This is a genomic window from Streptomyces hygroscopicus subsp. hygroscopicus, assembly GCF_001553455.1.
Taxonomy (GTDB): Bacteria; Actinomycetota; Actinomycetes; order Streptomycetales; family Streptomycetaceae; genus Streptomyces; species Streptomyces hygroscopicus.
Window position 1 is genome coordinate 1 of the sequence record NZ_BBOX01000206.1, and the last position, 13792, is coordinate 13792.

Annotated in this window: 12 protein-coding genes and 1 pseudogene; 5 read left to right on the forward strand and 8 right to left on the reverse strand. The window is 70.8% G+C overall.

Annotated elements, in window-relative coordinates:
* Positions 1–33 precede the first annotated feature (33 nt).
* Positions 34–648 carry an acyl-CoA thioesterase gene (locus tag AXW62_RS21650; RefSeq protein WP_244503161.1) on the reverse strand — a complete coding sequence of 205 codons (615 nt, stop codon included), beginning with the start codon at positions 646–648 and terminating at the stop codon, positions 34–36.
* Positions 649–755: 107 nt separating this feature from the next.
* On the opposite strand from AXW62_RS21650, the gene AXW62_RS21655 reads away from it, so the two are divergent.
* On the forward strand, positions 756–2081 hold the full coding sequence (locus tag AXW62_RS21655; RefSeq protein ID WP_079115725.1) for an LCP family protein: 1326 nt from the start codon (positions 756–758) through the stop codon (positions 2079–2081).
* A gap of 84 nt (positions 2082–2165) precedes the next feature.
* Here AXW62_RS21655 and AXW62_RS21660 read toward each other — a convergent pair whose 3' ends face one another.
* The gene (locus AXW62_RS21660; protein WP_030837140.1) at positions 2166–3341 is read right to left on the reverse strand and encodes an acyl-CoA dehydrogenase family protein; all 1176 of its coding nucleotides are present in this window, start codon (positions 3339–3341) and stop codon (positions 2166–2168) included.
* Between the two features lie 165 nt (positions 3342–3506).
* Between AXW62_RS21660 and AXW62_RS21665 the strand changes: the two genes are divergently transcribed.
* Both AXW62_RS21665 and AXW62_RS21670 read left to right on the forward strand, forming a co-directional pair.
* Positions 3507–4847 (forward strand): UDP-glucose dehydrogenase family protein, encoded by a 1341-nt coding sequence (locus tag AXW62_RS21665; protein ID WP_060945997.1) that lies wholly within the window; start codon positions 3507–3509, stop codon positions 4845–4847.
* Positions 4848–5090: 243 nt separating this feature from the next.
* A complete protein-coding gene (locus AXW62_RS21670; RefSeq protein WP_030837146.1) occupies positions 5091–5459 on the forward strand; it encodes a VOC family protein in 369 nt (122 codons plus the stop codon).
* A gap of 148 nt (positions 5460–5607) precedes the next feature.
* Here AXW62_RS21670 and AXW62_RS21675 read toward each other — a convergent pair whose 3' ends face one another.
* Genes AXW62_RS21675 through AXW62_RS21685 form a run of 3 tightly spaced genes read right to left on the reverse strand, consistent with a single transcriptional unit; the run spans position 5608 to position 8498 of the window.
* Positions 5608–6810 (reverse strand): dipeptidase, encoded by a 1203-nt coding sequence (locus AXW62_RS21675; protein ID WP_060945998.1) that lies wholly within the window; start codon positions 6808–6810, stop codon positions 5608–5610.
* A gap of 45 nt (positions 6811–6855) precedes the next feature.
* A complete protein-coding gene (purE, locus tag AXW62_RS21680; protein ID WP_060945999.1) occupies positions 6856–7380 on the reverse strand; it encodes a 5-(carboxyamino)imidazole ribonucleotide mutase in 525 nt (174 codons plus the stop codon).
* A complete protein-coding gene (locus AXW62_RS21685) occupies positions 7377–8498 on the reverse strand; it encodes a 5-(carboxyamino)imidazole ribonucleotide synthase (protein ID WP_060946000.1) in 1122 nt (373 codons plus the stop codon). Before AXW62_RS21685 ends, purE begins: the two co-directional genes overlap by 4 nt.
* A gap of 183 nt (positions 8499–8681) precedes the next feature.
* On the opposite strand from AXW62_RS21685, the gene AXW62_RS21690 reads away from it, so the two are divergent.
* The gene (locus AXW62_RS21690) at positions 8682–9209 is read left to right on the forward strand and encodes a GtrA family protein (RefSeq protein ID WP_060946001.1); all 528 of its coding nucleotides are present in this window, start codon (positions 8682–8684) and stop codon (positions 9207–9209) included.
* Between the two features lie 169 nt (positions 9210–9378).
* Here the strand turns inward: AXW62_RS21690 and AXW62_RS21695 are convergent, their stop codons facing one another.
* Positions 9379–10629 carry a sensor histidine kinase gene (locus AXW62_RS21695; protein WP_030837161.1) on the reverse strand — a complete coding sequence of 417 codons (1251 nt, stop codon included), beginning with the start codon at positions 10627–10629 and terminating at the stop codon, positions 9379–9381.
* A gap of 22 nt (positions 10630–10651) precedes the next feature.
* Entirely contained in the window at positions 10652–11332 is a 681-nt protein-coding gene (locus AXW62_RS21700; RefSeq protein WP_014061218.1) for a response regulator transcription factor, read from the reverse strand.
* Positions 11333–11652: 320 nt separating this feature from the next.
* On the opposite strand from AXW62_RS21700, the gene AXW62_RS21705 reads away from it, so the two are divergent.
* Complete coding sequence (locus tag AXW62_RS21705) at positions 11653–13179, forward strand: peptide MFS transporter (RefSeq protein WP_060946002.1); 1527 nt, start codon at positions 11653–11655, stop codon at positions 13177–13179.
* A gap of 97 nt (positions 13180–13276) precedes the next feature.
* On the opposite strand, the pseudogene AXW62_RS21710 reads toward AXW62_RS21705, so the two are convergent.
* Positions 13277–13792 (reverse strand): annotated as a pseudogene (locus AXW62_RS21710) (hypothetical protein); the annotation flags it as partial.

Consider the following 13792-nt stretch of genomic DNA (forward strand, 5'->3'; position numbering starts at 1 on the left):
GGGCACCGGCACGCCGGTCGGGGCACGGCCGTGCTAGCGGCCTTCGACCCCCTCGGCGCCCGCCGCGCCCTCGGCACCACCGGCGCCCGCCGCGCCCGCGGCGCTTTCGGTGCGCCGGGTGGCGCGCTGGGCGCGGAGCTCCTTGATCGCGCGGCGCCGGGCCAGCCGGTGGGTCCGCCGGATCTCGGCCTCCTGGTAGCGCCGCTTGTCCCGCTCGGTCTCCGGGATGACCGGAGGCACGGGCCGGGGCTTGCCATCGGCGTCGACGGCCGCGAAGACCAGATAGGCGCTGCCCACCTGGGTGGCGGGCGTGGACTCGTTCCACCGCTCGGCCAGCACCCGCACCCCGATCTCCATGGAGGACCGGCCGGTCCAGTTGACCTGGGCCTTCACATGGACCAGGTCGCCGACTCTGACCGGTTCGAGGAAGGCCATCTCGTCCATCGACGCGGTGACCGCGGGTCCCTCGGAGTGGCGTCCGGCGACCGCGCCGGCCGCGTCGTCCACCAGTTTCATGATCACGCCGCCGTGCACGGTCCCGAGGAGATTGGTGTCACTGCCCGTCATGATGTGTGACAGCGTGGTGCGGGAGGCGGAGGTGGGCTTTCCCGGAAGCTCCGGTTGCGCACCCTGGGCCTGATTGGTCATGCCGTCCACCTTATGCGGACCGGATTCTTATCAGGTCTGCAACAGCCGCGCCCCGATCCGGCCCCCGCCCTGTAAGGGGGCGCACCCGACCAGGCACACTGCCTTGCATGAGCGAATGGCCCCAGGGATGGACCGGCGACGGCAGCGGCCGGTACGGACGTGGCAGCGGCAGCGCCGAACCGGAAGGGGCGCGCGCCATGCCGCAGGTGAGGCGCACGGCGCCGGGTGCGGGCGGTCCGCCGCCGTACGGCGAGCCGCCGCTGCCGCCCGACCTCTCACCCCGCGGCACCATTCCCCGGCAGCAGGCGTCCCAGGGGCAGGATGACTATGACGACGGCTACAACACCGGACAGGTCTACGGACACGGCCACGGCGGACCGGGCGGCGGACCGGGGGACCCGAGGGGTCCCGGGGGTCCCGGCGGCGGCCCGCGTCCGGTGAGGCCGAAGAACTGGAAGCGCCGGATAACCATCGGCCTGGTCACCCTGGTCGTCGTGCTGCTCGCGGTCGGCATCGGCACCTACATCTGGGCCGATTCCAAGCTCCGCAACGAGGTGGACCTGAGCAAGGTCGAGGACCGGCCGGACGGTGGCAAGGGCACCAACTACCTGATCGTGGGGTCGGACAGCCGCGAGGGCATGTCCGCCGAGGACAAGAAGAAGCTCCACACCGGCTCGGCCGATGGCCGCCGCACCGACTCGATCATCCTTCTGCACGTCGGTGACAACGGGAACACCATGGTCAGCCTGCCGCGTGACTCCTGGGTCACCATCCCGTCGTTCACCGGACCGGACTCCGGCAAGCGCTACGGCCAGTCGCAGAACAAGCTCAACGCGTCCTTCTCCATGGCCGGTCCCGAGCTCCTGGTCCGCACGATCGAGTACAACACCGGTCTGCACATCGACCACTACGCGGAGATCGGCTTCGACGGCTTCGCCAAGATCGTGGACTCGGTGGGCGGCGTCGAGATCGACGTGCCCCAGGACATGAAGGAGAAGCACGCCGGCACCGACCTGAAGAAGGGCAAGCAGACGCTCGACGGCCAGAAGGCGCTCGCCTTCGTGCGTCAGCGCTACGGCCTGGCCGGCGGCGACCTGGACCGCACCCGGAACCAGCAGAAGTTCCTCTCCGCGCTCGCGAACAAGGCCGCCACCCCCAGCACGGTCCTCAACCCGTTCAAGCTCTACCCGACGATGGGCGCGGGCCTGGACTCGCTGATCGTGGACAAGGACATGGGCCTGTGGGACGTGAAGGACATGTTCTTCGCGATGAAGGGCGTCTCCGGCGGCGAGGGCAAGCAGATGAACATGCCCGTCTCCAACCCGGGCCTGGCCACCTCCAAGGGCAGCGCGGTGCAGTGGGACATGACCAAGGTCAAGCAGCTGGTGAGCGAGTTGAAGAACGACGAGAAGGTCACCGTCTCCGGCAACTGACCCGGAGCCGGTACGAAACGACCGCCGCCGGCCCGCTCGGGCCGGCGGCGGTCGTTCGTCGTAGCGGATGCCGTGGCGGCGCGGCTACGGGAGGTTGCGCGCCATCACGATCCGCTGAACTTGGTTCGTGCCCTCATAAATCTGCGTGATCTTGGCGTCGCGCATCATCCGCTCGAGCGGATAGTCGCGGGTGTAGCCGTAGCCGCCGAGCAGCTGGACGGCGTCCGTGGTGATCTCCATCGCGGCGTCGGAGGCGTAGCACTTGGCCGCGGCGCCGAAGAAGGTCAGGTCCTCCTTGCCGCCTCCGGCGGCCACGCGCTCGGACTTGGCCGCCGCCGCGTAGGTGAGCTGCCGGGCGGCCTCCAGCTTCATCGCCATGTCGGCGAGCATGAACTGGACGCCCTGGAAGTCACCGATCGGCTTGCCGAACTGCTTGCGCTCCTGGACATAGCCCTTGGCGTAGTCCAGGGCCCCCTGGGCGATGCCGAGGGCCTGGGCGGCGATGGTGATCCGGGTGTGGTCGAGGGTCTTCATGGCGGTGGCGAAGCCGGTGCCCTCGGCGCCGATCAGCCGGTCGGCGGGGATGCGGACGTTGTCGAGGTAGACCTCCCGGGTCGGGGAGCCCTTGATGCCGAGCTTCTTCTCCGGGGCGCCGAAGGACACGCCCTCGTCGGACTTCTCGACGACGAAGGCGGAGATGCCCTTGGAGCGCTTCTCGGGGTCGGTGACGGCCATCACGGTGTAGTACTCGGAGACCCCGGCGTTGGTGATCCAGCGCTTGACGCCGTTGAGGACGTAGGAGTCGCCGTCGCGCACCGCCCTGGTCTTCATCCCCGCCGCGTCCGAGCCCGCGTCCGGCTCGGAGAGACAGTAGGAGAACATCGCGTCGCCCTTGGCGAGCGGGGCCAGGTACTTCTTCTTCAGCTCCTCGGAGCCGGAGAGGATGACCGGCAGCGAGCCCAGCTTGTTGACCGCGGGGATCAGCGAGGAGGAGGCGCAGACCCGGGCGACCTCCTCGATGACGATCACGGTGGCCAGCGCGTCCGCGCCCGAGCCGCCGTAGGACTCGGGGACGTGCACCGCGTGCAGATCGTTGGCGACCAGGGCGTCGAGCGCCTCCTGGGGGAACCGGCCCGCCTCGTCGACCTCGGCGGCGTAGGGGGCTATCTTCGCCTCGGCCAGCGAGCGGACGGCGTCGCGGAGCATGTCGTGCTCCTCGGACGGCCGGTACAGATCGAAGTCGTTCACCGAGGACGCCAAGCCTCTCACTCCCCAAGAGTGCTAACTACCGTTAAGTAACTGAATTCTAGGGTCGCCTTCCCGATACGTATAGGTGAGTTAGCCGACACCGTCGGCTGAGCCCGTCCCGCGGTCCCGACTATGCTCAGGCACCGCATCTGCGACCGACCGTTCTGGAGCACTTCCATGGCCCTCAAGATCACCGTGATCGGCACCGGCTATCTCGGCGCCACCCACGCAGCGGCCATGGCGGAACTGGGCTTCGAGGTCCTGGGCCTCGACATCGTGCCCGAGAAGATCGCGATGCTCACGGCGGGCCGGGTGCCGATGTACGAACCGGGCCTGGAGGAGCTGCTGCGGCGCCACACCGCGGGGATCGAGGGGGCCAGCGGGCGGCTGCGCTTCACCACCTCCTACGAGGAGGCCGGAGAGTTCGGCGACGTCCACTTCATCTGCGTGAACACTCCGCAGAAGCACGGCGAGTACGCGTGTGACATGAGTTACGTGAACGCGGCGGTGGAGTCGCTCGCCCCGCATCTGCGCCGTCCCGCGCTGGTGGTGGGCAAGTCCACGGTGCCGGTCGGCAGCGCGGACCGGCTCGCCGCCCGGCTGGCCGAGCTGGCCCCGGTGGGGGCCGACGCCGAGCTGGCCTGGAACCCCGAGTTCCTGCGCGAGGGGTTCGCCGTCCAGGACACCCTGCGGCCGGACCGGATCGTGGTGGGCGTCACCAGCGACCGGGCCGAGAAGCTGCTCCGCGAGGTGTACGCCAAGCCCCTCGCCGAGGGCTCGCCCTTCGTGGTGACCGACTTCCCGACCGCCGAGCTGGTGAAGGTCGCGGCCAACTCCTTCCTGGCGACGAAGATCTCGTTCATCAACGCCATGGCCGAGGTCTGCGAGGCGGCGGGCGGCGATGTGGTCAAGCTCGCCGAGGCCATCGGCCACGACGAGCGCATCGGCCGGAAGTTCCTGCGGGCCGGTATCGGCTTCGGCGGCGGCTGCCTGCCCAAGGACATCCGGGCCTTCATGGCGCGCGCCGGTGAACTCGGCGCCGACCAGGCGCTGACCTTCCTCCGCGAGGTCGACTCGATCAACATGCGGCGCCGCGGCCATATGGTGGAGCTGGCCCGCGACGCCGTCGGCGGCAGCTTCCTGGGCAAGCGGGTGGCGGTGCTGGGCGCGACCTTCAAGCCGGACTCCGACGACGTCAGGGACTCCCCCGCGCTCAACGTGGCCGGTCAGATACAGCTCCAGGGCGCCCAGGTCACCGTCTTCGACCCCAAGGGCATGGAGAACGCCCGTGCGCTCTTCCCCACCCTCGCCTACGCGGCCGACCCGGCCGAGGCGGCCCGGGGCGCCCATGCGGTGCTGCACCTGACCGAGTGGCGCGAGTTCCGCGAGCTGGACCCGGCCGGGCTCGGCGACGTGGTCGCCGAGCGGCGCATCCTCGACGGGCGCAACGCCCTGGACGCGGACCGCTGGCGCGAGGCCGGCTGGACCTACCGCGCCCTGGGCCGCCCGCTGGCCTGACCGCCATGGGACGAGGACCCGGCGGCCGTGTGACCGCCATGGTGCGAGGACCCGGCGGCCATGTGACCGCCGTGGTGCGAGAACCGTGGTGTGAGAGCCTGACCGTGGCGGTGTGACCCCGACGCCGTAGGGCGGGCCCGGCCGCGGTGGTGTTGAACTGACCGCCGTAGCGCCAGCCGAGCGCCGCGGTTTCAGCCGGTGCCTCGTGGTCAACCCGGAACCACCGGACCACGAGGAGGAACCATGGCCGTTGCCACAATGGACGTCGTCGTCATCGACTGCCCCGACCCCACCGCGCTGGCCCGCTTCTACCAGCAGGTGCTGGGCGGAAAGATCGAGAACGAGGGCCGGCGCTGGGTCGATCTCTTCCTGCCCGCCGGGCCCCGGCTGGCCTTCCAGGAGGCCCCGGGGTTCGTACCGCCGAGCTGGCCCTCGGCGGACGGCTCGCAGCAGCTGCACCTCGATCTGCGGGTGACGGACATGGAGAGCGCCCAGGAGCGGGTGCTGGAGCTCGGAGCGCGGGCGCTGGACCTCGACGACGACGGCGGGAAGCGGGACTTCAGGGTGTACGCCGACCCGGCGGGGCACCCCTTCTGCCTCATCCGCCCCTGACCGGGGAACGCGCCTGACAGCGGCTCAGTGGCCGGGGACCGGTTGGGCCGGGACCCCGGTTTGGCCGGGGATCAGCGGCCGGAATGGGTCCCGGCCGGGATCAGCGGCCGGAGTGGGCCTCAGTGGCCGACGTCGGTCCCGGCCCGGGTCAGCGGCTGGGGCCGGTCCCGTCCAGCTCCTCGATCGTGGCGATGGACGGGCCCCGGGAGGCGCGCAGCCCGTGCGCCACCTCCTCGGCCGAACGCACGGCGCGGACCGCGTTCTGCCAGGTCAGCTTGGCCAGGTCGGCCGGTGACCAGCGGCGGTCGAGGAGTTCGGCGACGAGGTTGGGGTAGCCCGCGACATCGGTCAGGCCCTCGGGGGTGAAGGGGGTGCCGTCGAAGTCGCCGCCGATGCCGATGTGGTCGATGCCCGCCACCTCGCGCATGTGGTCGAGGTGGTCGGCGACGGTCGACACGGTGGCCAGGGGCCGCGGGTTGGCCTCCTCGAAGGCGCGCTGGACCTTCATCGCCGCGGGCGTCATCTCCAGCGGGTGCAGTCCGTGGGCGCGCATGTTCTCGTCCGCCTCCCGGGTCCAGTCGACCGCCTCGGGGAGCACGAACTTGGGAACGAAGGTGGCCATCGCCACGCCGCCGTTGGCGGGCAGCAGCTCCAGCACGTCGTCGGGGATGTTGCGCGGATGGTCGCAGACGGCGCGTGCGGAGGAGTGCGAGAAGACCACGGGCGCCTCGGTCACCCGGAGCGCGGCGCGCATGGTGTCGGCGGAGACGTGGGAGAGGTCGACCAGCATGCCGAGCCGGTTCATCTCGCGCACCACCTCCTCGCCGAAGCGGGTGAGGCCGTGCGCCCTCGGCTCGTCGGTCGCCGAGTCCGCCCAGGGGACGTTGTCGTTGTGGGTGAGCGTCATATAGCGCACGCCCAGGTCGTACAGGGTGCGCAGGGTGGCCAGGGAGCAGTTGATGCTGTGGCCGCCCTCGGCGCCCATGAGGGAGGCGATCCGGCCCTCGGCCCGCGCCGCCTCCATGTCGTCGGCGGTGCGGGCGGGGCGCAGCTCGGCCGCGTACCGCTCGGTGAACCGCCGGACGACATCGATCTGTTCGAGGGTCGCGCTGACCGCCGTGTCGCCGCTGAAGTCGGAGCGCACGTACACCGACCAGAACTGCGCGCCCACACCGCCGGCCCGCAGCCGGGGGATGTCGGTGTGGGTGTACGCGCTCAGGTCGCCGGCGATGTCGCGCCGGTCGAGGTCGTAGCGGACCTGCTCGCGCAGGGCCCAGGGGAGATCGTTGTGACCGTCCACGACGGGGTGGGCGGCCAGCAGGTCACGGGCTTGGGCGAGGCGGTCGGTCATCCTGACATCTTGCAGTGCGGCCCGACCGAAGTCACGTGATGATCCTCACTTGCCGAAGCCGAAGGAGCGCGCCCCCTCCACCTTGGCGCGCAGCCGCTTGCCCTTCTCGGTGGCCTGCGCGTTGAGCTCGTCCTGGAACTCGCGCATCCGCGTGCGCAGACCGGCGTCGTGCGCGGCCAGGATCCGGGCGGCGAGCAGCCCCGCGTTACGGGCGCCGCCGACCGAGACGGTGGCCACCGGGACCCCAGCGGGCATCTGGACGATGGACAGCAGCGAGTCCATGCCGTCGAGGTACTTCAGCGGCACCGGCACCCCGATGACCGGCAGCGGGGTGACGGACGCGAGCATGCCCGGGAGATGGGCGGCGCCGCCCGCGCCCGCGATGATCGCCTTGAGTCCGCGGTCCGCCGCGTTCTCCCCGTAGGCGACCATCTCGCGCGGCATGCGGTGCGCCGAGACGACGTCCACCTCGTAGGGCACCTCGAACTCGTCGAGGGCCTTGGCCGCCGCTTCCATGACGGGCCAGTCGGAGTCGGAGCCCATGACGACGCCGATCACAGGAGCGCTCATTCGGTGATGGTCCCTCGGAGGTAGTCGGCTGCGTGCCGGCCGCGCTCGCGCACATCGGCCAGGTCGTCGCCGTAGGTGTTGACGTGGCCGACCTTGCGTCCGGGCTTCACGTCCTTGCCGTACATATGGATCTTGAGCGCCGGGTCGCGGGCCATGCAGTGCAGATACGCGGCGTACATGTCGGGGAAGTCGCCGCCGAGCACATTGGTCATCACGGTCCACGTCGCACGCGGCCGCGGATCGCCGAGCGGCAGGTCCAGCACGGCCCGCACATGGTTGGCGAACTGGGAGGTGACGGCGCCGTCCTGGGTCCAGTGACCGGAGTTGTGCGGGCGCATCGCCAATTCGTTGACCAGCAGCCTGCCGTCACGGGTCTCGAACAGCTCGACCGCGAGATGGCCGACCACCCCCAGCTCCGCCGCGATCTTCAGCGCCATCTCCTGCGCCTGGCCGGACAGCTCCTCGGAAAGACCGGGGGCCGGGGCGATCACGGTGTCACAGACCCCGTTCACCTGGATCGACTCCACGACGGGGTAGGCCACGGCCTGGCCGTGCGGGGACCGTACGACATTGGCGGCCAGCTCGCGGGCGAAGTCGACCATCTCCTCGGCCAGGACGGGCACTCCGGCGCGGAACGGCTCGGCCGCCTCCTCCGCCCGGCGGACGACCCATACGCCCTTGCCGTCGTAGCCGCCGCGCACCGTCTTGAGGACGACGGGAAAGCCGTCGCCCTCCTCCTCGGCGAACCGCGTGACGTCCGCGGGGTCCGCCACGATGCGGTGGCGCGGGCACGGCACACCGGCCTTCCGCAGCCGCTCGCGCATCACGCCCTTGTCCTGGGCGTGCAGCAGCGCCTCGACCCCGGGGCGGATGACCACGCCGTCCGCTTCCAGGGCGCGCAGATGGTCGGCCGGGACGTGCTCGTGGTCGAAGGTGACCACGTCACAGCCCTGTGCGAACGCACGAAGAGTGTCCAGGTCGCGGTAGTCGCCGACGACGACATCGCTGACCACCTGGGCCGCCGAGTCCTGGGGGGTGTCACTGAGCAGCTTGAACCTGATGCCGAGGGGGATGCCCGCCTCATGGGTCATACGGGCGAGCTGGCCGCCTCCGACCATGCCGACTACCGGGAATGTCACCCTCCCAGGGTAACTTCCCCCGCCGACCGGCCCTGACCTGCGTTGGAGGAACCTCCAGTTTTTCTCACCGGGCTCTTGACGCCGCCTGCGGGGCGGGCGCCACGGCCGCTGGTTAGCATGGGGGGATTGACGACACCGACGGGATGGGGCTGAACGATCACCATGAGTGAACGGAGCACACTCGGCGGGCTGCGCGCCCAGATGGGGCAACTGGCTCGCGAGATCGCGAAGTTCGGGGTGGTCGGCGGTGCCGGCGTCTTCGTCAACCTCGCGGTGTTCAACCTGGTGCGCAGCGTCACCGACCTGCCCGTGGTGCGGGCCAGCATCGTGGCGACGGTGGTCGCCACCGGCTTCAACTACGTGGGCTACCGCTACTTCACCTACCGCGACCGGGACAAGCAGGGCCGCACCAAGGAACTCAGCCTCTTCCTGCTGTTCAGCGCCATCGGCCTGGTCATCGAGAACGGTGTGCTCTACATCGCCACCTACGGCTTCGGGTGGGACGGCTCACTGCAGAGCAATGTGTTCAAGTTCCTCGGCATCGGCCTGGGCACCCTGTTCCGCTTCTGGTCGTACCGGACCTGGGTGTTCCGGACGCTGCCCGCGCGGAAGGCCGTCGAGAGCGCGGAGGCGTTCCTGTCCGAGGCGCCGCCCGCCCAGGCCACCCGGAAGCAGCCGGTCCGGAAGTAGCGGGTCCGGAAGTAGCAGGGACCCGCCCGCAGGAAGCGGGAGCGGGACCCGCCCGGCAGGAGCCGGGGCCCGCCCCGCGCGGGCGAGAGCCCGCCCGGCAGGCCGCGCACGCGCGGCCGGGAGCCGCTCACCACCGGGGAGCCGGTCAGGAACCCGGCCAGGAACCCGCTCAGGAACCCGGCGGCTCCTCGGCCTCCCGGCTGAGGAAGAGCGCGAACACCGGCGGATGCTGCTGCAGCAGCTCCAGCCGGCCGCCGTCCGCCTCCGCCAGGTCCCGGGCGACGGCGAGCCCCAGCCCCGTGGAGTTCCGCCCGCTGACCGTCCGCTCGAAGACCCGCGCCCCCAGGTCCGGCGCCACCCCCGGCCCCTCGTCGGAGACCTCCACCACGGCCTGGTTGCCGGTGACCCGGGTACGCAGCGCGACCGTGCCGTCACCGTGCATCAGCGAGTTCTCGATCAGCGTCGCCAGTACCTGGGCGACCGCGCCCGGGGTGCCCACCGCGCGCAGCCCCTTCTTGCCCGAGCGGACGATGGCGCGGCCCTCGCTCCGCGAGGCCGGGCGCCACTCCTCGATCTGCTGCTTGACGACCTCGTCCAGGTCGAAGGCGACCGCGGACCCGCTGCGCGGGTCACGGGAGTTGGTCAGCAGCCGCTGGACGACGTCGGTGAGCCGCTCCACCTGGCCCAGCGCGATCGTCGCCTCCTCCTTGACCGTCTCCGGATCGTCGGTGAGCGTGATCTCCTCCAGCCGCATCGACAGCGCGGTCAGCGGCGTACGGAGCTGGTGCGAGGCGTCGGCGGCCAGCCGCCGCTCGGCGGTGAGCATCCGGGCGATGCGCTCGGCGCTGGCGTCCAGGACGTCGGCGACCCGGTCCAGCTCGGGCACCCCGTAGCGCCGGTGGCGCGGCCGGGGGTCCCCGGAGCCCAGCCGCTCGGCGGTCTCCGCGAGATCGGTGAGCGGGGCGGAGAGCCGGTGCGCCTGGCGCACGGCGAGGGCGACCGCGGCGAGCACGGCCAGCAGCGCGACCGCGAGGATGATCAGCATGGTGCGGCCGACCTCGCGGCTCACCGTGGAGCGGGACGCCTCGACCCGTACCACCTCGCCCTGCTCACCCGACTCCTCGGCGGAGATGACACTGCCCTTGGGGCGCTTGCCGATCTCCAGCTCGCGGTGGTCGGGCATCTTGATCACGGCGTAGCGGCCGGGCTCGATCTGCTCGCGCAGCACCCGGGGGGTGACCCCCTCACCGCCCAGCAGTCTGCTGTCGACGATGCTGACCAGGCGCACGGCGTCGGAGCTCACGCTCTCCTTGGCGCTGTTCTCGATGGTCCGCGTCTCGACGATGACCAGCGACAGGCCGAAGACCGCGATGACGACGAGCACCACGGCCAGCGTGGAATTGATCAAGCGACGGCGCATTGCCCTACCGTGTCAGCCCTGGTCAGCTTTTCTCGAACCGGAAGCCGACGCCGCGGACGGTGGCGATGTAGCGGGGGTTGGCCGCGTCGTCACCGAGCTTCTTGCGCAGCCAGGAGATGTGCATGTCGAGGGTTTTGGTGGAGGACCACCAGGTGGTGTCCCACACCTCGCGCATCAGCTGATCGCGGGTGACGACCCGCCCGGCGTCCCGGACCAGGACCCGCAGCAGGTCGAACTCCTTGGCGGTCAGCTGCAGCTCCTCGTCCCCCATCCAGGCGCGGTGCGACTCCACGTCGATCCGCACCCCGTGGGTGGCCGGCTGCTGTTGCTGCGTCTCGACGGCGCCGCGCCGCAGCAGCGCCCGCACCCGGGCGAGCAGCTCGGCGAGCCGGAACGGTTTGGTGACGTAGTCGTCGGCACCGGCGTCCAGGCCGACCACCGTGTCCACCTCGTCCGCGCGGGCCGTGAGCACCAGCACCGGAAAGCCGTGGCCCTCCGTGCGGAGCCGGCGGCAGACCTCGAGCCCGTCCATCCCCGGCAGGCCGAGGTCGAGGACGAGCAGGTCGACGCCTCCTTGCAGACCGGCGTCGAGCGCGGTGGGTCCGTCCTCGCGCACCTCGACCTCGTACCCCTCGCGGCGCAGGGCGCGGGCGAGCGGCTCCGAGATGGATGCGTCATCCTCGGCGAGCAGTACTCGGGTCATGGGGTGATGGTAGTCCGCCGAGGTCGGGGCACGGGGGCGTACGGTGCGACGGGCGGAACACGGACGGTTGCATAGCGCACGCGTGACGTATCTCTCACCCCGCCCGAGAGTGTCAAGCACGTGTCGTATGGTGAAACAACGTCTGCAGCACTCCTCCGGGGCCTTTGGCCGTCACGACGCGCGCCGAAGGTCTCTGTCGTGTCCGGGGGGACGGGGTCGGCACGACCGGCCCGGCCCATGCCCGGCGCTCAGTCGCTCAGCCATCCCCCCACGGGCGCTGGCCCCGCCGGCAGCGCTCCTGAGCACACAAGGAAACCACCATGGCGTCCAGCCTGACGAAGGGCGCCACCGCGCAGGGGACCCCTGCCGGCGGCAAAACCTTCTTCGGCCACCCCCGCGGCCTGGCCACTCTCTTCATGATCGAGATGTGGGAGCGGTTCAGCTTCTACGGCATGCGGGCCCTCCTCGTCGTCTATCTGATCTCCGGCGGCCCCGACGCCAAGGTCGGCGGACAGGGCGGCGGGCTCGGGATGTCCGAGGGCAACGCGGTGGCCATCTACTCGGTGTACCTGGCCCTGGTCTATCTGCTGGCCATGCCGGGCGGCTGGTTCGGCGACCGGGTCTGGGGCCCGCGCAGGACGGTGGTGATCGCCTCCGGTGTCGTCATGGCCGGGCATCTGGCGCTCGCCGTCCCCGGTCAGGCGACCTTCTTCGTCGGCCTCGGCCTGGTGGCGCTCGGCTCCGGTCTGATCAAGGCCAACATCTCGACGATGGTGGGCCAGCTCTACGACGGTCCGCAGGACCCGCGCCGGGACGGCGGCTTCACCCTCTTCTACATCGGCATCAACATCGGCGCCTTCGCCGCCCCGCTGGTGATCGGCACCGTCGGGCAGTCGTACAACTGGCACCTGGGCTTCGCGCTCGCCGCACTGGGCATGGCGCTGGGCCTGGTCCAGTTCCTGATCGGCACCCGCCACCTGAGCCCGGAGAGCAGCGTCGTCCCCACCCCGCTGGCGGCCGAGGAGCGCCGCTCCTGGCTGCGCAAGGCGATGATCTGGCTGATCGTCGCCGCGGTCTTCTACACCGGGGTGGTCCTCAGCGGCAGCTGGGCCCTCAACTGGGTGCTGGTCCCGATCACCGTCCTGGGTCTGGTCATCCCGACCGGGGTGCTGATCCGGATCAAGCGCGACCGGGACCTGTCGGCGGTCGAGCAGACCAAGGTGAGCGGCTACATCTGGTTCTTCGTGGCCGCCGCCGTGTTCTGGATGATCTACGACCAGGGCGGTTCGACGATGTCCGCCTTCGCCGACTCCAAGACCGCGGACACGATCTTCGGGCTGCACTTCCCGTCCTCGTGGTTCCAGTCCGTAAACCCGCTGATGATCATGGCGCTGGCCCCGGTCTTCGCCTGGCTGTGGCTGTGGCTGGCGCGGCGCGACCGGGAGCCGAACACCACGCTGAAGTTCGCGATGGCCCTGGTCCTGGTCGGTGCCTCGTTCTTCGTCTTCGTCGTGCCGATGGCGATGGCCCAGGACGGCACCAAGGTCAGCCCGCTGTGGCTGGTGTCCATCTACATGATCCAGACGATGGGCGAGCTGTGCCTGTCGCCGGTCGGCCTGTCGGTGACCACCAAGATGGCGCCGGCGAAGTACGCCAGCCAGATGATGGGCGTGTGGTTCCTGGCCGTGACCGCGGGCGACTGCATCACCGGGCTGCTGTCCATCGCCGGGGTGGACATGAGCGGGGTCGGGGTGATCGCGCTGGAGGCGGCCATGGCGGCGCTCGCGGGCTTCGCGGTGTTCATGTACCGGAAGAAGGTCGCGGCCTTGATGGCCGACGTCCGCTGACGTCGGTCCGGGAGGCCGGTCGCCACGAGGAAACGGCGAAGGGCCCGGCGCGGTGTTCCCCGCGCCGGGCCCTTCGCCGTTTCCGCGTGGCGACCGCTCAGCGGGTGGTGCCGCGCAGCCTGCGCCACGGGGTGAGCACGAAGATGGCGCCGCCGAGCAGAACGGTGGTACCGGCGATCAGGGCGAGCGCCCTCAGCCCGCCGTGGTCGTCCGCACCGGTGTCGGCGAGCCCGCCGCTGGTGCCCGAGCCGCCTCCGGCCGACGAGGCGCCGCCGGAGGTGCCGCCACCGGCCGTGCCGCCACCGGCCGTGTCACCGCCGCTGGTGCCGCCCGGCTGGGCCGAGGTGTCCAGTTCGAGCGAGACACCGGGGTCCTTCGACGGGGTGCAGGTGGTGGTCGTACCGAGCGCCTTGACCGTCAGCACCCCGGGCGTGAGCGTGGACTTGCCCGTCGCACCCGGTGTGTAGGTGCCGGTGAGATCGGGGATCTCGATCGGTTCACCGGACTTGATGGGCCCCTTGTTGGCCGGCCCCGCCACGGCGACGGTGCCTTTGTCCGCACCGCCGACCTTGACGGCCATCGACGGCTTGACCGAATCGGCGGGGATGTCGGC